Source organism: Allobosea sp. WAO (genome assembly GCF_001509835.1).
GTDB lineage: Bacteria > Pseudomonadota > Alphaproteobacteria > Rhizobiales > Beijerinckiaceae > Allobosea.
In genome coordinates, this window is the sequence record NZ_JXTJ01000003.1 from 185429 (window position 1) to 208540 (window position 23112).

Sequence of the window (23112 nt, forward strand, 5' to 3'; positions counted from 1 at the left end):
GTGCGGCGCAACACTGGCGCGGCATCTCGTTGCGGAAGCGTTGCCGGGTGCGGCGAAAGCCCACTGGCCGCAACCGGTATTCCATGAGATGAAGGGAGACATGAGCGCTCCACTCGCCGCGATCGTCTATGCCTCCGGCTTCCCCATCGACGAGTTGATGGCGGAGGTCGCCGGCCGCCTCCGGCAGGAGGCCGTGCGGCTCGGTGGCGTGGTCCAGCACAATCAGGATGATTGCCAGCGCGGTTGTGCCGCCATGGCGCTGGAGGATCTCGCGTCGGGTCGGATCTTCGCGATCAGCGAGGACCGTGGTGCGGGAGCGACCGGTTGCCGGCTCGATGCTGCCGGGCTCGCCGCTGCGGGCGGCGCGGTGGCGAGCGCTATCGACGGAACCGTCGATCTCTTGATCATCAACAAGTTCGGCAAGCAGGAAGCGCTCGGCCAGGGCCTGCGCGCCGAAATCGCGGCCGGTTTCCTCAGCGGGCTGCCGCTCCTGACCGCGGTTCGCGAGGACATGCTGGGTGCCTGGGCCGAGTTCGTCGGCGAGGCCTGGCAGCGCCTGCCGCCGGAACGTGCCGCCATCGAGGGCTGGGCGCTGTCCTGCCTGCGCCAGCCCGCCTGATCGCCTGCGCGGAGCTTAGAGCAACCTTGCCGACCGGTGGCGATTTCCTCGACGACTATCTCGTCCGCCCGGACCCGGCGGCGGCACGGCTCGGCGCCACCGTGCGCGGCATCGACCAGACAGGAGCTGCGGTCGAAACCCGGGTCGTCACCGAGCGGGCGCTGACGCTCTATCTGAACGCCCAGGAGATCGTCACCATGATGACGATCGGCGACCATCCCGACTATCTGGCGCTCGGCTATCTGCTCAACCAGAACATGCTGAAGCGCGGCGATCTCGTCGAGGCGGTCGACTATGACGAGGAGCTCGAGGTCGTTGTGGTGCGCACGCCCGAGCGCACCGATTTCGAGCAGAAGCTGAAGAAGAAGACGCTGACCTCCGGCTGCGCCCAGGGTACCGCCTTCGGCGACCTGATGGAGGCGATCGACGAGATCGAGCTGCCGAAGGCGGAACTCCGCACCAGCTGGCTCTATGCGCTGACCCGCAAGATCAACACCACGCCTTCGCTCTATCTTGAGGCCGGCGCGATCCATGGCTGCGTGCTCTGCGAGCAGGACAAGCCCTTGGTCTATATGGAGGATGTCGGCCGCCACAATGCCGTCGACAAGGTCGCGGGCTGGCTGTTCCGTCACGATGTCGATCCCGGCAGCATGATCTTCTACACCACCGGCCGCCTGACTTCGGAAATGGTGATCAAGACGGTGCGCATGGGCATTCCGATCCTGGTGTCGCGCTCGGGCTTCACCGAATGGGGCGTCGAGCTCGCCCGCAAGGCGGGATTGACCCTGATCGGTCGCGCACGCGGCAAGCGCTTCATTGCGCTCTCGGGCGAGGATCGCATCGTCTTCGATCAGGACCCGGAAAGCGTCGAGGACGAGGGCGGCAAGCACCGTCGCAAGGGAGCCGGCGGCGATGACTGAGCCGGCAGATGAAGCGCGGCCGGGGACGCTCGGCCTGCTGCTGGCGGGCGGGCTCGCCCGTCGCATGGGCGGCGGCGACAAGCCGCTGCGCACCATCGCCGGTCGCACCATCCTCGCCCATGTGATCGAGCGCCTGGCGCCGCAATGCGACGGGCTGCTGATCAACGCCAATGGCGACCCGGCGCGCTTTGCCGATTACAGCTTGCCGGTCGCCGGCGACAGCGTGCCGGATTTCGCCGGGCCGCTCGCCGGCATCCTCGCCGGCCTCGACTGGCTGGCGGAGAACCGTCCGGGCGTCGATTGGATGGTCAGCGTCGCCGCCGACACGCCTTTCATCCCGCGCGATCTCGTCGCGCGCCTGCACGCCGTGCGCCTTGCCGCGGGGGTGCCGCTCGCTTGTGCCGCTTCGGGCGGCTGGACTCATCCGGTGATCGGGCTCTGGCCGGTCTCGCTGCGCGCTAAGTTGCGCCATGCGCTGACCGTCGAGGATGAGCGCAAGATCGACCGCTGGACCGCCCGCCACGGCATCGCCAGTGCCGAATGGGCGACCGAGCCGGTCGACCCGTTCTTCAATGCCAACCGCCCGGAGGACCTCGCCGAGGCGGAGCGACTTCATGTCCTGCTGGGCGCGGCTTGATCGCCTCCGACGGAGTGACTAGCTTCCTGCAATAAGCTCTGCCTATCGGCATGCTATTTGGGGGAAACAGCATGAAGTCCTTCGTTATCGCCGTCATTTTCGCCGTCACGGCCGCCTATGCGGCCAGCCTCGTGCTCGCCAATTTCCAGCGCCCCGTCGAGGTGGCCTTCGCGACCAGCGGCGTCAGGCTCTGAGGCCGCAGCGGCCCTCCAGCAGGGCCTTCAACCTGGCAAGATCATGCGCGACCCAGGCCGCGTCGCGCTCATACTCTTCATCCGTCACGCCACCGCGCCGATAGAGCGTGAACACCAGTTCGCAGCCCTCGCCATTGGCGAGGAGGCGCATCGGGTTGTGCATCGGCGCGCCATTGTCGGGGATGACGCTGTGGTCGAGCACGCCATGCGCGTTGCGGGCGCTGAAGCGCAGCGTCATCGGCCCCATCGGCGTCTGCGCCCGCCAGTCGAGCCCGCCCGCGGGCTCGAAGGAATGGCCTAGCCCTGACGCCCATTGCGGAAAATTGGCCGGCTCCGCCAGGAACTCGTAGGCCTCCGCGAAGGGGCATGCGATGCCGATGCCGATATGGCGCGCCGGCTGGACAGTCATGGATACTTTTCCTTTTTCGATGGAACATATAGTGAACGTTGGTGGGTTTGACCTTACGTTGCCAGAGGCGCGCCGCTGGGAACTTGCATGCCGCGCGGCGGCATGGTCCGGTTCGCTCCGCCGGATTCGCCGCAGGCTAGACCCGTGCAACGCGCATGGCCGCGGCCGGGAGCGGTAACGGGGAAGGAGAGCGAAGGCTGGCCCGATGAGCGACACTGCCGACGCCTCGAGGAAGATCGTCCGGATCGCCGGCTACGGCGCGGCGCTGACCGCCGGCGTACTGCTCGTGGCGGCGCTGACGCTCTGGCTGCTGGACCTCTTCTTCCCGGTGCCGGTGCCCCAGACGGTTCCGCCGCCAGCCGCACTCCTTCACCCGTCCGAGGCGCCGGCCCTTACCTCCCAATCCACCCCTGTGCGCTCGCTCGCGCCGGCCTCCGCGCCGCGGCCGAATCAATTGCAAGGGATCAGGGCGGAGCTCGCCGCGGAGATCGCCGGCGGTCTGCTCACCGTCGACCGCTTCGGCGGCTTCGTAGCGATCCGCATCGCTGGCCCACTTAGCTTCGAGCCGGGCCGCGCCGATCTGCTTCCCGGTTTCGCCACACTGGGACAACGCCTCGCCGCGATCCTGGAGCGAGAACCGGGCATTGTCCGCGTCGTCGGCCATACCGATGATCGCGCTCCGCCCCGAGGCAGCAAGTTCAAGGACAATCAGGCGCTTTCGGCGGCGCGGGCGGTGGCTGTCGCCGACTGGCTACGCAAAGGCCTGAGCGACAAGACCCGCCTCGGCGCCGATGGTCGCGGTGGTAGCGAGCCGATTGCCGCCAATACCACGGCCGATGGCCGCGCCCGCAACCAGCGCGTCGAGGTGCTGGTGACGCGGTCGCAGTGACCGCTGCGCCTACTCGATGACGATGCGTGGTGCCGCCCGCACCGGCCCGCTCAGCCCATCCCGGACCTGCCGCGCGATCGCGAGATAGGCCTTGGCATGGGCGCTGTCCGGGTCGCTCGCGACGATCGGGCGACCGCCATCGGAGGTCTCGCGGATCGGCATCGCCAGCGGGATCTCGCCGAGGAAGGGCACGCCTTGCCGCTCCGCCTCGTGTCGCGCCCCGCCATGGGCGAAGATGTCGGAGCGATGGCCGCATTCCGGACAGACGAAATAGCTCATATTCTCGACGATGCCGAGGATCGGCACCTCGACCTTCCTGAACATGGCGACGCCGCGGCGGGCATCGAGCAGAGCGAGATCCTGCGGCGTCGAGACGATCACGGCACCGGCGAGCGGGGTCTGCTGGGCCATGGTGAGCTGGGCGTCGCCGGTGCCTGGCGGCATGTCGACGACGAGCACGTCGAGCTCGCCCCAGGCGACCTCGCGCAGCATCTGGGTGATCGCCGAGATCACCATCGGCCCGCGCCAGATCATCGGCGTTTCCTCGTCGATCAGGAAGCCGATCGACATTATCTTCAGCCCATAGGCCTCCATCGGTGCCAGCGTCCGGCCCGAGACCAGCCGCGGCTTGCCGGAGATGCCGAAGATCTTCGGAACCGAGGGGCCGTAAATGTCGGCATCGAGCACGCCGACCTTGAGGCCGAGCGTCGCCAGCGCCACAGCGAGATTGGCGGTGGTCGTCGACTTGCCGACGCCGCCCTTGCCGCTGGCGACGGCAATTATCTGCTTGACGCCGGGTACACCGGCGGCCTTCGGCACGGCGCCGCCCGGCCCGGCCTGCGCCTGGCGGCGTGCCTGCGTCGCAGCCGATGCCGAAGCCGAGGGCGCCTTGTCGGCGGTCAGGCCGACGAGCACCTGCCGCACACCCGGCAGGCCGCTCACCGCGCTTTCTGCAGCCTTGCGCACGGGCTCCATCGCCGCTGCCTCGGTCGCGTCGATGCCGATGGCGAAGATCACCTTGCCGTCGTCGATCAGCACATCGCCGATCCGGCCTGATGCGGCGAGCGATTGCCCGCTCGCCGGCAGCTTCACCAGTTCGAGCGCGCGCAGAATGTCGTTTCTGGAGAGGACCACGGTTGCGGGCTCCGGTTGCTGCAGGCTGGCGGCGTCAGGCCGCGGCCTTGCGGATATGGAAGACGAGCAGGCCGTCCTCGGCGCTGCTTTGCTCGATGGTGTCGCCGGTCTCGCGCATCAGGTTCGGGATGTCGATCGCCGCCATCGGGTCGGTGCATTCGACCAGGAAAAGCGCGCCGGGCTCGGCCCCTTTCAGCGCCTTGCGCACGCGCAGAGCGGGGAGGGGGCATTTGAGGCCCCGCAGATTGAGCGGGATCGAGGTCATCGGCGCAGCCTGTCGAAAACGATGCATTTCATATGACGGCTTTTTGCGCGGGGGCAACTGCGGCGGTTTATCTCTCCGCTGTGGCTGCGTGCGGGACATGCCTTGCCAAGGCCGCAAGCTGCGACATGATCGCAGCATGAGAACGCTTTGGACCGCCCTTTTCGGATTGCTTGCCCTCCTGCCTGCCAGCGCCCCCGCGCAGGAACTGCGCGGCCATGGCGGCCCGGTGCGGGCCGTCGCCGTCTCGGCCGATGGCAGGCAGGCGCTGACCGGCTCCTTCGACCAGTCGGCGATTCTCTGGAACCTCGCCAGCGGCAGCGCCGAAAAGGTGCTGCGCTTCCATCAGGGTGCGATCAATGCCGCGGTGGCGATCGCAGGGCGAGGTTTCGCGACCGGCGGCGAGGACGGCAAGGTCGCGCTCTGGCAGGGCGCCGCCGCCGAGCCGGCGAAGGTCTTCAACGGGCATAAGGGGCCGGTTGCGGCGCTGGCGCTTTCGCCTGACGCAGCGCTGCTCGCTTCCGCCTCCTGGGACGAGACGGTGCGGATCACCTCGCTCGCCGATGGCGCAGTGCGGGTGCTCGAAGGTCACAAGGGGCCGCTCAACGGCGTCGCCTTCCTGCCGGGCGGCGGGATCGTCTCCTCGGGCTATGACGCGACGCTGCGGATCTGGCCGGCCGATGGCGGCGTGCCTGTCGTCGTGACCGTGCCGGCGCCACTCAACGGCGTCGTCGTCGCGCCCGATGGCGAGATCGCCGTCGCCGCCGCCGATGGCCGCCTGCGCCTTTTCGGACCGGACGGCGCGGCGCGGGCCGAGATCGTCATCGGCGAGACGCCGCTGATCGCGCTCGCCATCTCCGCGGATGGCGCGACGATCGCGGTCGGCGGGCTGCGCGGCCAGGTCGCGCTGGTCGAGCGCCGGACACGGGCGATCCGCGCCACCTTGATCGGGCCGGGGCTGCCGGTCTGGTCGCTCGCCTTCCTGCCCGATGGGCGCGAGCTTCTCTCCGGTGGGGCCGACCGGCTGGTCAGGCGCTGGAACGCGGTGACAGGCGAGCATATCGGCACGGTCGTGCCGCGGGCCGGGGAGGACACGCTCGCGGCCTTCAAGGGCGAGCGCGGAGCCGAGGTCTTCCGCGCCTGCGCCGCTTGTCACACGCTGACCCCTGTCGATGGCAACCGGGCCGGGCCGACACTGCACGGCATCTTCGGCCGCCGCATCGCCACCGCTCCGGGCTATGCCTTCTCGGCGGCGCTGAAGGACATGGACATCGTCTGGAGCAAGGAGACGGTGTCAAAACTGTTCGAGGTCGGTCCCAATGCCTACACGCCCGGCACCAAGATGCCGGAGCAGACCATCGGCTCGGCGGCTGACCGGCAGGCGCTGGTCGACTGGCTCGAGAAGGTCACGCGCTGAGCCAAAAGAAAAGGCGGCCCTCAGGCCGCCTTCTTGCCCGCGTCGAACGGGATCTCGATGTCGACGGCGAGGGTCGAGACCTTCGCGCCGCGCTCCATCTTGACGGTGACCTTCTCGTCATCGATCTGCACATGCTTGGCGATGACGCGCAGGATCTCCTCGCGCAGCTTGGTGACGAGGTCCGAACCGCCGACTGTGGCGCGTTCATGGGCGAGCAGCACCTGCAGCCGATCGCGCGCGGCAGGGGCCGACTGGGAGCGGGAAAACAGGCGACGGAAGTTCATGCCGCTTTCCTTCCGAAGATCTTGCCGAAGAAGCTGCGCTTTTCGCCGGGAACGGCGATCGGCAGGGTCTCGCCCTTGAGGCGGCGGGCCGCTTCGAAATAGGCGATCGCCGGGGCGCTGCGATTATCGGCCAGGGTGACGGGCGAGCCGACATTGGAGGCGCGCAGCACGTCCATGCTCTCGGGGATGATGCCGAGCAGCGGGATGGAGAGGATCTCGAGGACGTCGTCGACCTTCAGCATGTCGCCGCGCTCGGCCCGGACGGGGTCGTAGCGGGTGAGCAGCAGGTGCTTCTCCATGCGCTCGCCATTCTCGGCCTTGAGCGTCTTGGAATCGAGCAGGCCGATGATGCGGTCGGAATCGCGCACCGAGGAGACTTCCGGGTTGGTGACGACGATGGCGACGTCGGCATGGCGCATGGCGAGGGTAGCGCCCCGCTCGATGCCGGCTGGGCTGTCGCAGATCACCCAGTCGAAGGCGGATTTCAGCGCGGCGATGACCTTCTCGACGCCTTCCTGGGTGAGATTGTCCTTGTCGCGCGTCTGCGAGGCCGCGAGCAGGTAGAGCGTCTCGACTCGCTTGTCGCGGATCAGCGCCTGGGCCAGCTTGGCTTCGCCCTGGATCACGTTGACGAGGTCGTAGACCACGCGCCGCTCGGCACCCATGACGAGGTCGAGATTGCGCAGGCCGACGTCGAAGTCCACCACCACGACCTTGTCGCCGTTCTGCGCGAGGGCGGCGCCGAGTGCGGCGGAGGACGTCGTCTTCCCGACGCCGCCTTTGCCCGATGTGACTACGATGACCTTGCCCATTGACCTCTCCCGTTGATGTGGACGCGCCGTCATTTCAGGCGAGTGATCCGACCTTGAATGTCTCGCCTTCCAGCCAGAACTGGACGGTCTTGCCGTGGAGGTCGGCCTCCAGGTCCTCGGCCGTCTTGTAGTAGCCGTCGATCGCGACGAGCTCCGCCTCGAGCTTGCGGCAGAAGATGCGCGCCGAGGCGTTGCCCATCGTGCCGGCCATCGCCCGTCCGCGGAGCGTGCCGTAGATGTGGATCGAGCCGCCGGCTATGACCTCGGCGCCCGACGCGACCGAGCCGACGATGGTCACGTCCCCCTCGGTGAAAATGATCGACTGCCCCGAGCGCACCGGCTGGGTGATGACGATGGAGGGCGTCGCCTTCACGGGCTGCGGCTCGGCGGGAGCCCCGGCCTCTGCGGGTTCCGCGCTTTCCGCCACCGCGGTTTCCTGGACCGGCTCGGCGGTCGGGGCCTCGAAATCCGATGCCTCGCGCCCGCCCGACATCGCCGGCGGCAGGTCCGGGCTCAGCCAGGACGGCCGCGCGCCCTCGATGCCCATGATCCGCACCTTGCGCGTCGAAAGCTGGGCGACCAGCTCGCGAAGCTGCTGGCGATCGATCTCGAGCCCTTCGAGATCGAGCACCACCGGGCGCCGCAGGAAGAACCCGGCGGAACGGCCGGCGAGATCGTCGAGCCGCGCCAGCCAATCCTCGAAGGGAAGCTCCGGGTTCAGCGTCAGCGCGAGATAGGACCGCCCCTTGAGGCGTATCGGCCGAGATTGGGTTAACACGTTGGTCATCTTGGTTAATTTTGCGTTTCCCGGATGTAGCCAGGGAATGGTTAACAAGCGGTAAAGCTTTTCGGGCTGACCTATCGGGAGGCGCTCGCCAGAGATCGCGCCTTAGAGCAGAAAAGCATTTCTTATCAGTATGATAAGAATGGCTTGCCGCCCTGTTGAAATGCTCCGGGCCGCCTCCCCCGGACGCTTCCTTGGGCCGGTGCTCAGTGAGCGCGCAATCGTGCTGCGCGGGCAAGCATTTGCAGCGGCTTGCGTGAGCTTTCGTCGATCTCGGTCGAGCTTACTCGGGGCACGGTCGGCGTGAATCGGTGCAGCCCAAGGCAGGCCGGAATCAGCAGCGACCTCCTCGAATCGCTCCGGCCGGCTGCGGTATCGGAAATTGCCGATACCGAGCCTGATGGAAGTGGAAGGTAGTCCGCCACGCGTCGTCTCTAAGCCGCAGGCGGACATTCGCGCGAACAGCGGCTATCACCGGGGCTCGATCGGAGTACATGATGGTTTCGAACTGCCCCACACCGCCCGAGGCACTGGCCATTGCGAAGACGGTGCTTGCCTCGCGCTATCCGGACGCCGCTTTCGCCTTCGCGGCGGGGTCGATCATGCGCGGGGAGGGGACCTGGCTTTCCGACATCGATCTCGTGGTGATCTACGACCATCTGGAAGCCGCTAGGCGAGAATCCTTCATAGTCGATGGCGTGCCGATCGAAGCCTTCGTGCACGATCCGGAAACGCTGGCCTGGTTCGTCGATGCCGATGTGGCGCGCGGCTGCCCGAGCATTCTCAACATGGTGGCTGAGGGGGCGATCATCGGGAGCGCTCAGGAGCGCGCCGAGGCTGTGCAGCGCGACGTCGCGCGGCGGTTGGCCGAGGGGCCGCCGCCCTTGGCTCCGGGCCGGCTCAATGTGCTCCGCTACGAGATCACCGACGCGGTCGACGATCTTCGCGGCAAACGCAGCCCAAGCGAGATCATGGCGATCGGCGCCGTGCTGCATCCCCGGCTGGTGGAGCTTGCCTTGCGCGGCCGGGGCCGTTGGAATGGCACGGGGAAATGGGCGCCGCGGCTGCTCGCGGCGGCCGATGCCGGCCTCGCCGAGCGCTTCGACGAGGCCTTTCGCGCCCTGTTCCGGTCGGGAGCCAGCGACCTCGTCATGGCGCTGGCCGAAGAGGAGATGGCGCCGCATGGCGGTCGGCTCTTCGACGGCGATTGCCGGGCCGCGTCTCCCGCCTGGCGCGCCTGATGCGTTGCAGGCGGCGCGGGTCGGCTACTGCAGCGGGTCCTCGCCGCGTTCGGCGCGTTCGCGCAGATAATCGTCGGTGGTCCGGACCGGCGGGCGCTGCGGCGCCAGATGCGGGTCGAAGCTCTCATTGACCACGACCTCGACCCGGCAATCCTCGCACATGCGCAGGATCGAGGCGCGCTTGGCGCCTTCGCCGGCGAACATCCAGTGCCGGTTCTCCAGCTTGGCGGCGATCTTCTCGATTGTGCTCTTGACCCCGAAGGCCTTGCCGCAGGCGATGCAGTGAAACGGCTCCTCCTGCTTGAGGACGCGGCGGCCGGACTTCCAGGCGTCGAAGTCGATGCGCGGTTCGAGCGTGATCACCTTTTCCGGGCAGGTCGCGGCGCAGAGCCCGCATTGCACGCAAAGGTCCTCCTGGAAGCTCAGCGTCGGCCGCTCGGGATCGTCGCCGAGCGCCCCGACCGGGCAGGCGGAGACGCAGGCGAGGCAGAGCGTGCAGCCATCGGCGTCGAGATTGACCGTGCCGAAGGGGGCGCGGGCCGGCATCGCCACGCTGCCGACCTGCTCGGGCGCCGCCGCGTGCAATTCGCCGACGATCTGGTGCAGCAGCGGGCGCCCGTCGCCCATCGGCCGGAAGCGCGCCGGGATCGGCGCCGTCCGGCCCGGCGCGACCCGCGTCAGCGCCGCAGCGAGCGCCTCGGGATCGTCGGTCTCGATCAGGGCGGCGCGGGCCTCGCCGAAGCCCAGCGCACCGGCGAGCGCATTGGCGTAGTCGAGATTGCGCGTGAGACCGGAAAGGTCGTGCTTCGGCTTCGCCCGTCCGAGCACGCGCGCCGCCGCCGCGCCGAAGGCGAGCGCGGCCGCGAAGGTCTCCATGCCGATCTGGGTGACCTCGTTGACGCGCAGCGGCAGGACGCGCGCCGGCAGGCCGTCGCCATGGCGCGCCAGCGCGTCGATCAGCGGCTCGCCGTGATCGGCGTCATGCAGCAGCACGACGGGCTCATGCCCGCCCGCCTCGGCATAGGTGACGAGCAAGGTCCGCAGCTTGCGCAGCAGCGCGTCGGTCGGCGGCAGGGCATAGGTCACCGCGCCGGTCGGGCAGACTGCGGCGCAGGCACCGCAGCCGGCGCAGATCTCGGCGGAAATCGCGACATGGTCGCCGGCCGGGGTGATCGCGCCGGTCGGGCAGAGCTCGAGGCAGCGCGTACAGCCGGTCCGGCTGGCGCGCGAATGGGCGCAGAGCCCTTCATTCAACGCGACATAGCGCGGCTTGTCGAATTCGCCGACGAGCTGCGTCGCCGCGAAGGCGAGGCGCTCGACCGCGGCGGGATCGCGCGGGTCGGCGCGCAGATAGCCGGCGCGCAGGTCTCCGGCGGGGAAGAGCGGCGTGCCGCCGCTGATGTCGATGACGATGTCGCAATGCGAGACCGCGCCGTTGCGCGGCGCTTCGAAGACGAGCTTGGCCCGCGAGGATGGGGCAGGCGCGGCATAGTCGTCGACGCTGAGCTCGAAGGCGCCGAGCCAGCCTGTGGCGCGTCCGATCGTGCCCTTCAGCACCGGGAAGCCGTCGAGCCGGGGCGGCGCGATCTCGCCCGGCCTGGTCAGGAGCACGGTGACGTCGAGATGTTCGGCGAGGCGCTGCGCCAGGGCGATCGCGCTTTCGTCGCGGCCATAGACCAACGCCACGCCCTTGCTGGCGAGCGTGGTGAAGCTGGCCGGCGGCATCGGCTCGCTCGCGGCGGCCAGCAGCGCCGCCATCTTCGGACCCGCGGCCCTGGCCTCGGTCGACCAGCCGGCACTTTCGCGGATATTGGCGAAGACGAGGTCTCCCGCGTAGTCGAGATCGGCCGCCACCTCCTCGAACAACGGCGCTTCCTGCGTGCAGGCGACGGTGATCGCCTCGCTCTTGGCGAGCATCTCCTGGAAACGCTCGATCTGGCTGCGGCAGAGATGTCGGTGCTGGCTGATGCCGGCGCCCTTGCAGCCGCGCTGCAGGGCGGCACCGTCGAGGGGCATCGTGTCCTCGCAGGAGCAGACCATCAGCGTGCGTGCGACTTCGGTCATTGGGCGCGTTGTCCTCAAAGGCTGGCGAGCGCGTCTTTCGTCGCCCTTGCGATAATCCATGCTTATATGGAATTGGAACGACTCCAAAGAAGCAAGCCCGCTTCGAACGGGTCGCGGGAGTGCGGAGGAGATGGCGGCAGGGGTGGCTAGGTCGGACGATCTCAGGCGCGAACCGGTGCTTCCGCCGGGGTTTTCGCTGGTAACGCTGCGCGAATCCGGCGACGCCTTCGGCCATGCCCAGACGATCGCCGCCGAGGCGGGTGCTGCGACCTTGGTCTGGGTGCGACGTTTCGACATCATCGAATTCGCGGTGGTGCTGGAGCCCGATGCGATTCTCGCCGAGGCGCGGCTCGCCCACTACCTCGCGATGAACGCCCTCGCCGACGCGCTTGCCATCTATTCGCCGCCAGAGCGCCCAGTGCTGTTCCGCTGGCCCGACGCGCTGACCTATGATCTCGGCCTGATCGGTGGCGGGCGGCTGGCCTGGCCGGCCGATTGTCCCGAAAACCATGTGCCGGACTGGCTCGTCTTCGGCGCCATGGTCCGCGCCACCACCATGTCGCCCTTCCAACCCGGGCAGACCGGCGTCGGCATGGCCGAGGAGGGCTTCGAGGAGGTCGATGCTGTAGACCTGATCGAGGCCTTTGCGCGCCATCTCATGCTCGGCGTCAGCCGCTGGCAGGAGGAGGGGGCGAAGCCGGCGGTCCGCCGCTGGCTCGACCGGCTGGAGAAGGTGACCGGCGTGCGCCACGGCATCGAGCCCAATGGCGATCTGGTCGCGACCTCGCAGCATGGCGACGAGCGCAAGGGCCTCGTCGAGGCGCTGGCCAGGGTCGACTGGCTGGACCGCGAGAACGGAGCACCGAAGCTGTGACGGGCAATGGCCGCGAGGCCTCGTGTTCGCTCCTCAAGATGAGGGTTTCGTCGTGAGCGCGCCTCTCAAGCTGCCGCGGGCGATCAGGCTCGATCCTTCCGACGGTTTCGTCTTCCGCCGCGCCGCCGGGCCCGGCGAATGGCTCGTCAGCGGCTCTTTTCTGTTCGATCCGCAGCGTGTCGCCGAGCTCGATGCCAAGGGCCGCGCCGCCTTCCGCTCCGGCTTCCTCGGGATCGACAGTTTCGGCTGGAGCACGCTCGCGGTCGTCACGGAAGCGACGGCGGAGGAATATGACCAGGCCTTGGCGCTGCTCGCCGGGCGCTTCGTCGAGAGGCTCGGCGCTCCCGATCTTCCTGCCGCACGGGCTGCGGCCGGCGAGGAACTCGCCTTTGCCGCCTCGCTCTGCGATCATCCCGCCCAGACGCTCCTCGCCTTGCACAGGACGCTGGAGGATGGCGCGATCCGCGAGCGCTTCCGGGTCCTGCTACCGCGCGACGACCGGCCGAAGGACGCCTTCCGGGCCTTCGAGTTCGTCGAGGTGGAGGGCGAGGACGAGGTCGTCGAGCGGGTCGACCTGATGAATCTCGGTAAGGGCGGCACGCCATGACGCATTTCTGGGCGAGCTCAGGCCATCTCCTGCTCGATCGCGAGCCGGGCGGCGGCCTCGTGGTCACCGATGATTTCCTGAAAGCCTATCTGGCGCGGCCGGAAGTGCTTCCGCCGGAGGAGGCTTGCGATGCCGAGCGGATGCTGCACGCCAGGTTGATGGCTTCGCCACAGGCGGATGTCGGCGAGCGCGAGATTGCGGCCCTCGCCGATGCCGATGCACGCGAGAACTGGCGCTTCCTGCTCGGCTGGCGCGACCGGCTGCTGGCGGCGCCGACGCTGGAAGCCGCCTATGCCGGCATCGTTCGCAAGGGTGTTTCGGGCGTGCCGCCGCTGTTTCTCGACCAGCTCGTGCACGTCATCCTGCGCGCTGCGCTCGACGAGGAGGACGATCCTTTCGTGGTCCGGGCCGCCGAGTGCCTGTTCCGGCCGCAGCGCGTCACCTTCCACGAGAACACCATCCTCCTGGCCGATGCCGAGATGATCGAGGGGCATGAGGCCGACCGGCACGCCTCGCCGCTGCTCGCCATGCTGGGCGGGCCGGCTGCGACCGCGCTCGATCTCCTCAAAAGCGCCAATTCGGCGCAATACTGGCAGCGTTCGGACGCCTTCGACATGGTGCTCGATCTCGGCGGCAAGCCTTCGGGACGCGCCGCACTCGGCCAGGCCCTGCGCCACTGGATCCGCCAGATCCACGGCTTCGACGTCGCGATCGAGGCGGTCGAAAGCGTCAAGGATGCCGATTGGCGCTGGTTCGTCGGCCTCGATGCGCAGGCGACGGCGGTCGGCAATGCGCTCTGGCGGGGCGAGAGCCTGGAGCCGGAATCGGCGTCGCGGCTGATCGCGCTCTACCGGCTCGACCTGCCGGCCGAGATCCCGGTCGTGCCGGCGGCGAAGGGGCGGCCGGTCTATCTGCTGGCGGCGATGGGGCAGGACAAGGTGCTGCGCCTGAAGCCGCAGAATCTCGTCGTCGGCCTGCCCCTGGCCGAGCACGAGATGGCGAACTGAGGAGGCGGCGATGACCCAGCTTTACCATGAGGTCGGCATCGTCGTGGAGCGCCGCTCCATCGACTCGCCCTGGGCCGACCATGCCTGGGCGCCGATCGCGGTGCTACCCGAGCCGCCGGACCTCGCGCCCTGGGCGAAGCTCACCGGCACGCCGGAGCGACAGCAATTCTATCTCGGCCCGGCGACATTGACGCTGCACTCGGTCGACACCGCGCATTTCCGCGAGAATTTCGAGAGCGGCCAGGCCAAGCTCTGGGTCTCGGTCCGGCCTACCGGGATCGAGCCGGCGCTCGAAATGGTTGGCGTCACCGCCGACCCGTTCGAGGGCGAGGTCTTCTGCGAGAATGTCGACGATGTCGTCGAAGCCGTGCCGATGCCGGCGGCGATCGCCCGGCTGGTGCTGGCCTTCTTCGAGGAGCACCATGTCGAGCGCGAATTCGTCAAGCGCAAGCGCTCCGAGCATGACCCGCGCAAGGGTGGCCCCCGGCCGCGTCCCGGCCTCGAACGCGGAGGGGACTGATGTCCGCCCGCGGCGAGGATGACGGCGATGATGGCTTCCTCGGCCGCTGGTCGCGCCGCAAGCGCGCCGCCGCCATCGAGCAGGCAGCGCCATCGGTTGCGCCGCAGCCGGCGCCGAAGGCCGCGCCGGACCCCGCCTTGCCGCGTGAGGCCGAGCCCGAAATGGTCGAGCCGCCCGCGCTCGATCTGGTCGACAAGGATTTCGACCTCGCCCATTGGCTTAAGCAGAACGTTCCCGAGAGCTGGAAGCGCGCCGCGCTGCGCCGCGCCTGGGAGAGCGATCCGGCGATCTCGGGCTATCTCGACCCGGCGCGCGACTACGCGCTCGACTGGAACACGCCGGGCGGCGCGCCGGGCTACGGTCCGCTCTCGGCCTCCGACAATGTCGAGGAGATGATCGCCAACATCTTCGGCAAGCAGCCCGAGCCGCCAGCCGAAGCGGCTGTTTCCGATCCAGCGGCGGTGCGTGATGTTGCCGCAGATGGTCGACTTTCGTCTAATGAGGGCGAGGCTGAAGCTCTGGGTGCGCTGCAGCAGGAAGAGACCGAGCCGTCGCAGCAGCCTCTGCCCGTTCGCCGCAGTGATGCGCCGGAAACGATAAAAACTGCAGAAAATGCCTCCGAACTGCCCTCGCCAACGACAGAGGTTTCTATTGCGGTGCGGGATGAGCCCTGGTCGCAGCCACCTTCGGCCCGGCCGCGCCGACGCGGTGGCGGAGCGACGCCGCTCTAAGTTTCAGTTGAGAACAATTGAAATCTGCGGTGATAAGGGAGCATTATCACCGGCGCTCGAACGCGCCTGAAGACGCGCGAGCAGGGGAGGTGGCATCGTCCATGCGGGATCAGGCTCTTGAACGGGCAATCGGAGCGGCAGGCGGGGTGAGAGCCCTGGCGCGTGCGCTCGGAGTCTCGCAGCCGGCGATCTCGAGCTGGAAGCGCGTTCCGGCCGACCGGGTGCTCTCGGTCGAAGCCAGCACAGGCGTCCCGCGCGGCGAGCTTCGGCCCGACCTTTATCCGCAAGAGCCGATCATCGTCCCGAAGGACGTTCCTGAGCTAGACGAGATCGATGCGGCCCGGGCCAATGAATGCGAGCTGATCGGTGCCTTGCTCTGGCGCGCGCCGACGGCCGAAACGCTGGCGGCGCTGCAGGGCCTGCGCGGCGACGCTTCGCCGCTGGGCATGGCCCATCTCGCTCTGGCTGAAGCCGCAGGAGAGACGACGCCGGAGGCGGTGCGCGACGAGTTCTTTGAGCTCTTCATCGGCGTCGGCCGCGGCGAGCTCCTGCCCTATGCCTCCTACTACATGACCGGCTTCCTGCATGAGCGCCCGCTGGCGCAGGTGCGCGAGGATATGGGCCGGCTCGGTCTCGCCCGCGACGAGCGAGCCGGCGAGCCGGAGGACCACATCGCCGTGCTGATGGATATCCAGGCGCAGCTGATCCGCGGCGAGGCCGCCGGCGAGGGCGTCGATGAGCGCTCCTTCTTCGAGCGCCACATCCAGCCCTGGGGCGAGCGCTTTTTCGCTGATCTCGAGGTTGCCAGGACGGCGCGTTTCTACCGCGCTGTCGGCCGGGTCGGCAGCCTCTACCTTTCGATCGAGACGCAGGCCGCGAGCCTGCCCGCATGATGAAGCCCGGCGCGGAGGAGACGACGATGTCGCAAAAGAGCAAGGAAACGGGGCTCGACCGCCGCAACTTCTTCAAGGCGCTCGGTGCTGGCGCCACTGCGGCTGTCGCGCCCGTCGCCGTGACGCCGGCCGCTGCCGTCGACCCTGGCAAGGAAGAGACGAAGTCTCGCTATCGCGAGACCGACCACGTCAAGAACTACTACCGCACCAACCGCTACTGAGGAGGCTGGCGTCATGCTGATCAAGCGCAAATCCGCCGATGTCCAGCGCGGCCGTCTCCAGTCCGCTCTCGGTGGCCTCGCCGCCGGGGTGATGGACCGCCGCTCCTTCCTGCGCCGTTCCGGCCTCGTCGCGGGTGGCGTCGCGGCTGCCGGTACCTTGCAGATCGGTGCCGTCCGCAAGGCCGAGGCCGCGAGCCCCGGCCCGGCGACCGGCACCAAGATCGTCAAGAACGTCTGCACCCATTGCTCGGTTGGCTGCACGGTCAAGGCCGAAGTCGCCAACGGCGTCTGGGTCGGCCAGGAGCCGGCCTGGGAAAGCCCGATCAACCGCGGCACGCACTGCGCCAAGGGCGCCTCGGTGCGCGAGCTCGTCCATGGCGACCGGCGCATCAAGTATCCGATGAAGCTGGTCGACGGGAAATGGCAGCGCCTGTCCTGGGATCAGGCGGTCAGCGAGATCGGCGACAAGATGATGGAGATCCGGGCCAAGTCCGGCGCGGATTCCGTCTATCTGCTCGGCTCGGCCAAGTTCTCCAACGAAGGCTCCTACCTGTTCCGCAAGTTCGCGGCCTTCTGGGGCACCAACAACGTCGATCACCAGGCGCGCATCTGCCACTCGACCACGGTCGCGGGCGTCGCGAACACCTGGGGCTACGGCGCCATGACCAACTCCTACAACGACATCCGCAATTCGAAGACCGTGCTCTTCATGGGCTCGAACGCCGCCGAGGCGCATCCGGTCTCGATGCAGCACATCCTGGCCGGCAAGGAGACGCAGCGCGCCAACGTCATCGTCTTCGATCCGCGCTTCACCCGTACCGCGGCGCACGCCACCGACTATGTCCGCTTCCGCTCCGGCACCGATATCGCGGTGATCTGGGGGCTGATGTGGCACATCTTCCAGAACGGCTGGGAGGATAAGGCCTTCCTCGCCAGCCGCGTGCACGGCATGGACGACGTCCGAAAGGAGGTCGAGAAATACGATCCGAAGACCGTCGAGGACATCACCGGCGTTCCCGCCGAGCAGATGAAGCGCGCTGCGCAGACCTTCGCGACGGTCAAGCCCGCCACCTTCGTCTGGTGCATGGGCGTCACCCAGCATTCGGTCGGCACGGCGAACGTGCGCGCCATCTGCAACCTCCTGCTCGCGACCGGCAATGTCGGTTCCAGCGGCACCGGCGCCAACATCTTCCGCGGCCACTGCAACGTGCAGGGCGCCACCGACTTCGGCCTCGATGTCTCGAACCTGCCTTGCTATTACGGGCTGGTCGAGGGCGCCTGGCGTCATTGGGCCCGGGTCTGGAACGTCGATTACGACTACTTCGTCTCCCGCTTCGACGAGGTTCCGGCCAAGGGCGGCCGGCCGGCGCGCACGCGCAAGGCCAATATGGAGACCTCCGGCCACACCTCGACCCGCTGGTTCGACGCGGCCAATCTGCCGGCCGAGCAGGTCGACCAGATGGACAACCTCAAGGCCATGTTCGTCATGGGCCATGGCGGCAACACGATCCCGCGCATGCCCGATGCGGTGAAGGGGCTGGAGAAGCTCGACCTCCTCGTCGTCTGCGATCCGCACCCGACCAACTTCGTTTCGCTGGGCGGCCGCAAGAACGGCACCTATGTCCTGCCGATCTGCACCCAGTTCGAGACCTCGGGCTCGCGCACCTGCTCGAACCGCTCGCTGCAATGGGGCGAGAAGGTCGTCGAGCCGATCTTCGAATCCGCCAGCGACTACGCGGTCATCTACAAGCTCTCGCAGAAGCTTGGCTTCGCCGAGGCTATGTTCAAGCCTTATGAGATGGTCCAGGGCAAGATCGGCCCTGAGCCGACCGCCGAGTCGATCCTCAAGGAGATCAACCGGGGTGGCTGGTCGACCGGCTATACCGGCCAGTCGCCGGAGCGGCTGAAGCTGCACATGGCCAACCAGGACAAGTTCGACCTGGTGACATTGCGCGGCGCCAAGGGCTCGCCGGTCGAGAACGACTTCTACGGCCTGCCCTGGCCGTGCTGGGGCACGCCGGAGTTCAAGCACCCCGGCACGCACATCCTCTACAACACCTCGCTGGAGGCCAGGGATGGTGGCGGCACCTTCCGTCCGCGCTTCGGCCTGACCCGCGAGCGCACCTTGCCCGATGGCAGCAAGGTCAATGACACGCTCCTGGCCGAGGGCGGCTCGTTCTCGCTCAACTCGGAGATCAAGGACGGCTATCCCGAGTTCACCATGGGCGTGCTGAAGAAGCTCGGCTGGGACAAGGACCTGAGCCCGGCCGAGCTCGAGGTCATCACCGGCATCGGCGGCAACAACATCGATGCCGTCAGCTGGTCGACCGACCTCTCCGGTGGCATCCAGCGCGTCGCGATGGAGCATGGCTGCGTGCCCTACGGCAACGGCAAGGCGAGGGCGAATGCCTGGAACCTGCCCGACCCGGTGCCGACCCATCGCGAGCCGATCTACTCGCCGCGCGTCGATCTGGTGGCGAAATGGCCGGCCCGTCCCGACGAGCGCACCTTGCGCATCCCGAACCTGCACACCTCGATCCAGAAGGCGGCGGTCGAGAAGGGCATCGCCAAGTCCTTCCCGATCGTCCTCACCTCGGGCCGCCTCGTCGAATACGAGGGCGGCGGCGAGGAGACGCGCTCGAACAAATGGCTGGCCGAGCTGCAGCAGGACATGTTCGTCGAGATCAACCCGGCCGACGCCAGCGATCGCGGCATCCGGGATGGCGCCTTCGTCTGGGTCTCCGGTCCGGAGAACGGCTCGAAGGCCAGGGTCAAGGCACTGGTCACCGACCGTGTCGGCAAGGGCGTCGCCTTCATGCCCTTCCACTTCGGCGGCTTCTTCCAGGGCGCCGACCAGCGCGGGAACTATCCGCCCGGCACCGACCCGATCGTGCTCGGCGAGTCCGTCAACACGGTCACCACCTATGGCTACGACCCGGTGACGGGCATGCACGAAGGCAAGGTTACGCTTTGCCAGATCGCGGCGGCGTGAGGAGGCACTGAACCATGGCCCGGATGAAATTCCTCTGCGACGCTGACCGCTGCATCGAGTGCAACGCTTGCGTCACCGCCTGCAAGAACGAGAACGACGTGCCTTGGGGCATCAACCGCCGGCGCGTCGTCACCATCAACGACGGCAAGCCAGGCGAGCGCTCGGTCTCGATGGCCTGCATGCACTGCACCGACGCGCCCTGCGCGGCGGTCTGCCCCGTCGACTGCTTCTATACCACGGCGGATGCCGTGGTGCTGCACAACAAGGACCTCTGCATCGGCTGCGGCTATTGCTTCTACGCCTGCCCGTTCGGCGCGCCGCAATATCCGAAGCTCAGCAATTTCGGTTCGCGCGGCAAGATGGACAAGTGCACCTATTGCGCCGGTGGTCCGGAGGCTGATCTCTCGCCGGCCGAGTTCCAGAAATACGGCTCGAACCGACTGGCTGAGGGCAAGCTGCCGCTCTGCGCCGAGATGTGCTCGACCAAGGCGCTGCTCGCCGGCGACGGTGAGATCATCGCGCAGATCTACAAGGAGCGCGTGGTCAAGCGCGGCTACGGTTCCGGCGCCTGGGGATGGCAGACCGCCTATCGGGAAACCATCGCCATCTGACTTCTGGGGGGGAGGGGCGCGCCACGGCCGGAAAGGTCGGGTGCGTTCCCTCGCAGTTCCGCATGCCTTCGCGAAAGGACGCCGCAATGTCGTTCGGTGCTCATCTCCGCTTCCTGCTCAGCGGGCTCCTGCTTGCGCTGGCGCTCGCCGTCGCGGCTCCAGCCGGGGCCCAGCAGATCAACCCGACCGCGAACTCGGTCCGGGAACAGCAATTCCTCGACGCGCTGAAGCAGAATCCGTCCGCGGAGCTGCGCGGCCGGATCTCCATTCCCGATACTAGGGCCGCCACGCTCGAGCGTCCGGCCGGGCGCGACTGGCGCACCTTCCACCAGGGCACCATGGTGCGCATCGGCGCCGTCGCCGTGCTCGGCATGCTTGTCGTGCTGACCGCCTTCTACCTGTTCCGCGGTCGGATCAGGATCGAGGCCGGCCCTTCCGGCCAGACGATCACGCGCTTCAACGGTTTCGAGCGCTTCATGCACTGGCTCACCGCCGGCTGCTTCATCATCCTGGCGCTGTCGGGGCTGAACGTCACCTTCGGCAAGGCGCTACTGCTGCCGCTCATCGGGCCGCAGGCCTTCACCAATCTCTCGGTGGCAGCCAAATGGTCGCATAACTTCCTGGCCTGGCCGTTCATGCTCGGCGTGGCGCTGATGTTCCTGGTCTGGATCAAGGACAACATCCCCAATCTGGGCGATCTGCGCTGGTTCCTCGCGGGCGGCGGGCTGATCGGCAAGGGCCATGCGCCGCCGGCCCGGCGCTTCAATGGCGGCCAGAAGGTGGTCTTCTGGGCGGTGGTGCTCGGCGGGGCGGCGCTCTCGGTTTCCGGCATCTACATGCTGTATCCGAGCTTCTCGGGCGGCGTGCTCGACATGCAGTTCTGGAACGTCGTCCATGGCATCGTTTCCGTGCTGATGATCGCGGTGATGCTGGCGCACATCTATATCGGCTCGATCGGCATGGAAGGCGCCTTCGACGCGATGGGCTCCGGCGAGGTCGATCTCAACTGGGCGAAGGAGCATCATGCGCTCTGGGTCGCCGAGGAGATCGAGAAGGGCCGCGCGCCCGGCGCCACGCTGCAGCCGGCGGAGTGACAATCGGCGCGCTTGACCCGCAAGGTCGATCTGCAGGATGAAAACCGGGCGCGCTTTGCGCCCGGTTCTGTTTTGGAGATGTCGTTTTCGATGCGCGTGATCGGGCTGGCGGGTTGGAGCGGAGCCGGCAAGACGACCCTTCTCACCCGGCTGATCCCGGAATTCGCTGGCCGCGGCATCGCCGTCTCGACCATCAAGCATGCCCACCATGCCTTCGATCTCGACACGCCCGGCAAGGATTCCTGGGCGCATCGCGAGGCGGGTGCTGCCGAGGTGCTGATCTCCTCGGCAAGGCGCTGGGCGCTGCTGCACGAATTGCGGGACGAGCCGGAGGCCAAGCTCCCCGAATTGCTCGCCCGCCTCTCGCCGGTCGACCTCGTCATCGTCGAGGGCTTCAAGCGCGATCCGCACGCCAAGCTCGAAGTCTATCGCGCCGCGAACGGTAAGCCGCCACTGTACCCGCAGGACGACAGCATCGTCGCAGTGGCGAGCGATACGCCTTTCCCGCAGGCGGGCCGACCCGTGCTTGGGCTCGACGATATCCCGAGCATCGCCGATCTTCTGTTCGCCCGCGCCCAGCCATTGGCGCAGGTGCTGGCGCGGGCGCGCGAGGAGGCTTGAGATGGCGCAGCTTAGCGAGGATGCCAAGGTCTTCGGGCCGCTGATGACCATCGAGCAGGCGGCGGCGCTCGCCGCCGAGCGCATCAGTGCCGTCCGGGAGATCGAGACCGTGCCGCTGGCCGGCGCGGATGGCCGCGTGCTGGCGACCGATATCGCCGCGCCACGCGACCTGCCGCCTTTCGCCAACTCGGCCGTCGATGGCTACGCGGTGCGCTTTTCCGATCTCGCACCGGAAGGCGAGACCCGATTGCCGCTCTCGGGCCGGGTCGCGGCGGGGGCGGATGCGGCGGGTCTCGCCGTCGCCGGCTTCGCGGTGCGCGTCTTCACCGGTGCGCCGATGCCCGGTGGCGCCGACACCGTCTTCATGCAGGAGGATGTCGCGCTGGAGGATGGCTTCGTGCGTCTCCCGGCCGGGTTGAAGCCAGGCGCCAATGCAAGGCCGGCCGGCGAGGACGTCGCCAACGGCGCTCCGGTGCTCGCGGCCGGTCGCTGCCTGCGGCCGCAGGATCTCGGCCTGCTCGCCGCTCTCGGCCTCACCGAGGTCGCGGTGCGCCGCCGCGTCAGGATCGCCGTGTTCTCCACGGGCGACGAATTGAATGAGCCCGGCGTGCCCTTGCCGCCCGCCGGAATCTATGACGCCAATCGCAGCGTGCTGCGGGCCCTGGTGGCGCGGGCCGGCGCCGAGGTCGTCGATCTCGGCATCCTCCGCGACGAGCCGGCCAGCTTGGGCGAGCGCCTGCGCGCCGCGGCGCGCGATTGCGACCTGATCCTGACCTCCGGCGGCGTCTCGACCGGCGAGGAGGACCACGTCAAGACAGCGGTCGCGGAGGTCGGCGAGCTCGCCTTCTGGCGCATCGGTATCAAGCCCGGTCGCCCGGTCGCCATGGGCTTGATCAACGGAAAACCCTTCCTCGGCCTGCCCGGCAACCCTGTCGCGGTCTTTGTCACCTTCGCCTTCGTCGCGCGCGCGGTGATCGCGCTGCTCGCCGGAACGACGCCGGCCCGCCCGCGGGCGCTGCCGGTCAGGCTGGCATTTCCCTATCGCAAGAAGGCTGGCCGGCGCGAATATGTCCGGGTCTCGCTGGCACCGGGCGCCGACGGCATCGCGGTGGCCAGCAAGCACCCGCGCGACGGCGCCGGCATCCTGACCTCGCTGACCGAGACAGACGGGCTGGTGGAGCTCGCCGAAGAGCTGACCTCCGTGACGGCGGGCACGATCGCGCCCTTCTTCGCCTATGATCTCCTGACCGGCTGAGAGGTGCCCGCCGCGCCGGC

The 23112-nt window shown here is 68.1% G+C and carries 26 protein-coding genes; 19 read left to right on the plus strand and 7 right to left on the minus strand.

Translation table 11 applies throughout. From position 1 onward, the window contains the following. Nucleotides 1-100 precede the first annotated feature (100 nt). From DK26_RS02450 to DK26_RS29810, 4 genes are all read left to right on the plus strand, one after another. Complete coding sequence (locus DK26_RS02450) at nucleotides 101-619, plus strand: DUF2478 domain-containing protein (RefSeq protein WP_184231598.1); 519 nt, start codon at nucleotides 101-103, stop codon at nucleotides 617-619. A gap of 26 nt (nucleotides 620-645) precedes the next feature. Further along, nucleotides 646-1539, plus strand: coding sequence for a formate dehydrogenase accessory sulfurtransferase FdhD (locus DK26_RS02455; protein WP_066467962.1), 894 nt, complete (start codon nucleotides 646-648; stop codon nucleotides 1537-1539). Then, nucleotides 1532-2176: a molybdenum cofactor guanylyltransferase MobA gene (mobA, locus tag DK26_RS02460; RefSeq protein ID WP_066467963.1), complete on the plus strand. Its 645-nt coding sequence runs from the start codon at nucleotides 1532-1534 to the stop codon at nucleotides 2174-2176. The genes DK26_RS02455 and mobA overlap by 8 nt, the downstream gene beginning before the upstream one ends. A gap of 71 nt (nucleotides 2177-2247) precedes the next feature. Next, the gene (locus DK26_RS29810) at nucleotides 2248-2370 is read left to right on the plus strand and encodes a hypothetical protein (protein ID WP_282568020.1); all 123 of its coding nucleotides are present in this window, start codon (nucleotides 2248-2250) and stop codon (nucleotides 2368-2370) included. Here DK26_RS29810 and DK26_RS02465 read toward each other — a convergent pair. Next, nucleotides 2360-2779, minus strand: coding sequence for a hypothetical protein (locus DK26_RS02465; RefSeq protein WP_066467964.1), 420 nt, complete (start codon nucleotides 2777-2779; stop codon nucleotides 2360-2362). The genes DK26_RS29810 and DK26_RS02465 overlap by 11 nt on opposite strands. Before the next feature lie 205 nt (nucleotides 2780-2984). Here DK26_RS02465 and DK26_RS02470 point away from each other — a divergent pair, with 205 nt between their 5' ends. After that, nucleotides 2985-3668, plus strand: a complete 684-nt coding sequence (locus DK26_RS02470; RefSeq protein ID WP_066467965.1) for an OmpA family protein — start codon at nucleotides 2985-2987, stop codon at nucleotides 3666-3668. Between the two features lie 9 nt (nucleotides 3669-3677). Here the strand turns inward: DK26_RS02470 and DK26_RS02475 are convergent, their stop codons facing one another. Together DK26_RS02475 and DK26_RS02480 are read right to left on the minus strand one after the other, a co-directional pair. Then, complete coding sequence (locus DK26_RS02475) at nucleotides 3678-4802, minus strand: Mrp/NBP35 family ATP-binding protein (RefSeq protein WP_066467966.1); 1125 nt, start codon at nucleotides 4800-4802, stop codon at nucleotides 3678-3680. A 34-nt stretch (nucleotides 4803-4836) separates the two neighbouring features. Further along, nucleotides 4837-5067: a sulfurtransferase TusA family protein gene (locus DK26_RS02480; protein ID WP_066467968.1), complete on the minus strand. Its 231-nt coding sequence runs from the start codon at nucleotides 5065-5067 to the stop codon at nucleotides 4837-4839. A 136-nt stretch (nucleotides 5068-5203) separates the two neighbouring features. Here DK26_RS02480 and DK26_RS02485 point away from each other — a divergent pair, with 136 nt between their 5' ends. After that, the gene (locus DK26_RS02485) at nucleotides 5204-6481 is read left to right on the plus strand and encodes a c-type cytochrome (RefSeq protein ID WP_083532916.1); all 1278 of its coding nucleotides are present in this window, start codon (nucleotides 5204-5206) and stop codon (nucleotides 6479-6481) included. A gap of 20 nt (nucleotides 6482-6501) precedes the next feature. On the opposite strand, the gene minE is transcribed toward DK26_RS02485, so the two are convergent. Genes minE through minC form a run of 3 tightly spaced genes read right to left on the minus strand, consistent with a single transcriptional unit; the run spans nucleotide 6502 to nucleotide 8364 of the window. Continuing rightward, entirely contained in the window at nucleotides 6502-6765 is a 264-nt protein-coding gene (gene minE / locus DK26_RS02490; RefSeq protein WP_066467971.1) for a cell division topological specificity factor MinE, read from the minus strand. Beyond that, nucleotides 6762-7577: a septum site-determining protein MinD gene (gene minD / locus DK26_RS02495; protein WP_066467972.1), complete on the minus strand. Its 816-nt coding sequence runs from the start codon at nucleotides 7575-7577 to the stop codon at nucleotides 6762-6764. The genes minE and minD overlap by 4 nt, the downstream gene beginning before the upstream one ends. 34 nt (nucleotides 7578-7611) lie before the next feature. Next, complete coding sequence (gene minC, locus DK26_RS02500; protein WP_066467973.1) at nucleotides 7612-8364, minus strand: septum site-determining protein MinC; 753 nt, start codon at nucleotides 8362-8364, stop codon at nucleotides 7612-7614. 491 nt (nucleotides 8365-8855) lie between these two features. On the opposite strand from minC, the gene DK26_RS02505 reads away from it, so the two are divergent. Next, complete coding sequence (locus tag DK26_RS02505) at nucleotides 8856-9602, plus strand: nucleotidyltransferase domain-containing protein (protein WP_066467974.1); 747 nt, start codon at nucleotides 8856-8858, stop codon at nucleotides 9600-9602. A gap of 24 nt (nucleotides 9603-9626) precedes the next feature. Here DK26_RS02505 and DK26_RS02510 read toward each other — a convergent pair whose 3' ends face one another. After that, the gene (locus DK26_RS02510) at nucleotides 9627-11666 is read right to left on the minus strand and encodes a 4Fe-4S binding protein (protein ID WP_066467975.1); all 2040 of its coding nucleotides are present in this window, start codon (nucleotides 11664-11666) and stop codon (nucleotides 9627-9629) included. A gap of 142 nt (nucleotides 11667-11808) precedes the next feature. Here DK26_RS02510 and DK26_RS02515 point away from each other — a divergent pair, with 142 nt between their 5' ends. From DK26_RS02515 to glp, 12 genes are all read left to right on the plus strand, one after another. Further along, nucleotides 11809-12540 carry a biotin/lipoate--protein ligase family protein gene (locus DK26_RS02515; protein WP_248309846.1) on the plus strand — a complete coding sequence of 244 codons (732 nt, stop codon included), beginning with the start codon at nucleotides 11809-11811 and terminating at the stop codon, nucleotides 12538-12540. Between the two features lie 52 nt (nucleotides 12541-12592). Continuing rightward, nucleotides 12593-13147: a DUF6505 family protein gene (locus tag DK26_RS02520; protein WP_066467977.1), complete on the plus strand. Its 555-nt coding sequence runs from the start codon at nucleotides 12593-12595 to the stop codon at nucleotides 13145-13147. Next, nucleotides 13144-14154 carry a DUF6352 family protein gene (locus tag DK26_RS02525; RefSeq protein WP_066467978.1) on the plus strand — a complete coding sequence of 337 codons (1011 nt, stop codon included), beginning with the start codon at nucleotides 13144-13146 and terminating at the stop codon, nucleotides 14152-14154. Before DK26_RS02520 ends, DK26_RS02525 begins: the two co-directional genes overlap by 4 nt. Before the next feature lie 10 nt (nucleotides 14155-14164). Next, the gene (locus tag DK26_RS02530; protein ID WP_066467979.1) at nucleotides 14165-14674 is read left to right on the plus strand and encodes a DUF3305 domain-containing protein; all 510 of its coding nucleotides are present in this window, start codon (nucleotides 14165-14167) and stop codon (nucleotides 14672-14674) included. Then, nucleotides 14674-15405 carry a DUF3306 domain-containing protein gene (locus tag DK26_RS02535; protein WP_066467981.1) on the plus strand — a complete coding sequence of 244 codons (732 nt, stop codon included), beginning with the start codon at nucleotides 14674-14676 and terminating at the stop codon, nucleotides 15403-15405. Before DK26_RS02530 ends, DK26_RS02535 begins: the two co-directional genes overlap by 1 nt. A gap of 101 nt (nucleotides 15406-15506) precedes the next feature. Then, entirely contained in the window at nucleotides 15507-16298 is a 792-nt protein-coding gene (locus DK26_RS02540; protein ID WP_066467983.1) for a Cro/CI family transcriptional regulator, read from the plus strand. Between the two features lie 26 nt (nucleotides 16299-16324). Beyond that, on the plus strand, nucleotides 16325-16519 hold the full coding sequence (locus DK26_RS02545; protein ID WP_066468738.1) for a hypothetical protein: 195 nt from the start codon (nucleotides 16325-16327) through the stop codon (nucleotides 16517-16519). A gap of 13 nt (nucleotides 16520-16532) precedes the next feature. After that, nucleotides 16533-19511 (plus strand): formate dehydrogenase subunit alpha, encoded by a 2979-nt coding sequence (locus tag DK26_RS02550; protein WP_066467985.1) that lies wholly within the window; start codon nucleotides 16533-16535, stop codon nucleotides 19509-19511. A gap of 14 nt (nucleotides 19512-19525) precedes the next feature. After that, a complete protein-coding gene (gene fdh3B, locus DK26_RS02555) occupies nucleotides 19526-20122 on the plus strand; it encodes a formate dehydrogenase FDH3 subunit beta (RefSeq protein WP_066467986.1) in 597 nt (198 codons plus the stop codon). An 86-nt stretch (nucleotides 20123-20208) separates the two neighbouring features. Then, nucleotides 20209-21216 (plus strand): formate dehydrogenase subunit gamma, encoded by a 1008-nt coding sequence (locus tag DK26_RS02560; protein ID WP_066467987.1) that lies wholly within the window; start codon nucleotides 20209-20211, stop codon nucleotides 21214-21216. Between the two features lie 90 nt (nucleotides 21217-21306). Beyond that, nucleotides 21307-21837, plus strand: coding sequence for a molybdopterin-guanine dinucleotide biosynthesis protein B (mobB, locus tag DK26_RS02565; protein WP_066468740.1), 531 nt, complete (start codon nucleotides 21307-21309; stop codon nucleotides 21835-21837). A 1-nt stretch (nucleotide 21838) separates the two neighbouring features. After that, nucleotides 21839-23092 (plus strand): gephyrin-like molybdotransferase Glp, encoded by a 1254-nt coding sequence (gene glp, locus DK26_RS02570; protein ID WP_066467989.1) that lies wholly within the window; start codon nucleotides 21839-21841, stop codon nucleotides 23090-23092. Nucleotides 23093-23112 lie beyond the last annotated feature (20 nt).

Coding starts and splice junctions, on each gene's coding strand:
- DK26_RS02450 (WP_184231598.1), top strand. CDS start 101: ATGAGCGCTCCACTCGCCGCGATCGTCTATGCCTCCGGCTTCCCCATC.
- mobA (WP_066467963.1), top strand. CDS start 1,532: ATGACTGAGCCGGCAGATGAAGCGCGGCCGGGGACGCTCGGCCTGCTG.
- DK26_RS29810 (WP_282568020.1), top strand. CDS start 2,248: ATGAAGTCCTTCGTTATCGCCGTCATTTTCGCCGTCACGGCCGCCTAT.
- DK26_RS02465 (WP_066467964.1), bottom strand. CDS start 2,779: ATGACTGTCCAGCCGGCGCGCCATATCGGCATCGGCATCGCATGCCCC.
- DK26_RS02470 (WP_066467965.1), top strand. CDS start 2,985: ATGAGCGACACTGCCGACGCCTCGAGGAAGATCGTCCGGATCGCCGGC.
- DK26_RS02480 (WP_066467968.1), bottom strand. CDS start 5,067: ATGACCTCGATCCCGCTCAATCTGCGGGGCCTCAAATGCCCCCTCCCC.
- DK26_RS02485 (WP_083532916.1), top strand. CDS start 5,204: ATGAGAACGCTTTGGACCGCCCTTTTCGGATTGCTTGCCCTCCTGCCT.
- minE (WP_066467971.1), bottom strand. CDS start 6,765: ATGAACTTCCGTCGCCTGTTTTCCCGCTCCCAGTCGGCCCCTGCCGCG.
- minD (WP_066467972.1), bottom strand. CDS start 7,577: ATGGGCAAGGTCATCGTAGTCACATCGGGCAAAGGCGGCGTCGGGAAG.
- minC (WP_066467973.1), bottom strand. CDS start 8,364: ATGACCAACGTGTTAACCCAATCTCGGCCGATACGCCTCAAGGGGCGG.
- DK26_RS02505 (WP_066467974.1), top strand. CDS start 8,856: ATGATGGTTTCGAACTGCCCCACACCGCCCGAGGCACTGGCCATTGCG.
- DK26_RS02510 (WP_066467975.1), bottom strand. CDS start 11,666: ATGACCGAAGTCGCACGCACGCTGATGGTCTGCTCCTGCGAGGACACG.
- DK26_RS02525 (WP_066467978.1), top strand. CDS start 13,144: ATGACGCATTTCTGGGCGAGCTCAGGCCATCTCCTGCTCGATCGCGAG.
- DK26_RS02530 (WP_066467979.1), top strand. CDS start 14,165: ATGACCCAGCTTTACCATGAGGTCGGCATCGTCGTGGAGCGCCGCTCC.
- DK26_RS02535 (WP_066467981.1), top strand. CDS start 14,674: ATGTCCGCCCGCGGCGAGGATGACGGCGATGATGGCTTCCTCGGCCGC.
- DK26_RS02540 (WP_066467983.1), top strand. CDS start 15,507: ATGCGGGATCAGGCTCTTGAACGGGCAATCGGAGCGGCAGGCGGGGTG.
- DK26_RS02545 (WP_066468738.1), top strand. CDS start 16,325: ATGTCGCAAAAGAGCAAGGAAACGGGGCTCGACCGCCGCAACTTCTTC.
- DK26_RS02550 (WP_066467985.1), top strand. CDS start 16,533: ATGCTGATCAAGCGCAAATCCGCCGATGTCCAGCGCGGCCGTCTCCAG.
- fdh3B (WP_066467986.1), top strand. CDS start 19,526: ATGGCCCGGATGAAATTCCTCTGCGACGCTGACCGCTGCATCGAGTGC.
- DK26_RS02560 (WP_066467987.1), top strand. CDS start 20,209: ATGTCGTTCGGTGCTCATCTCCGCTTCCTGCTCAGCGGGCTCCTGCTT.
- mobB (WP_066468740.1), top strand. CDS start 21,307: ATGCGCGTGATCGGGCTGGCGGGTTGGAGCGGAGCCGGCAAGACGACC.
- glp (WP_066467989.1), top strand. CDS start 21,839: ATGGCGCAGCTTAGCGAGGATGCCAAGGTCTTCGGGCCGCTGATGACC.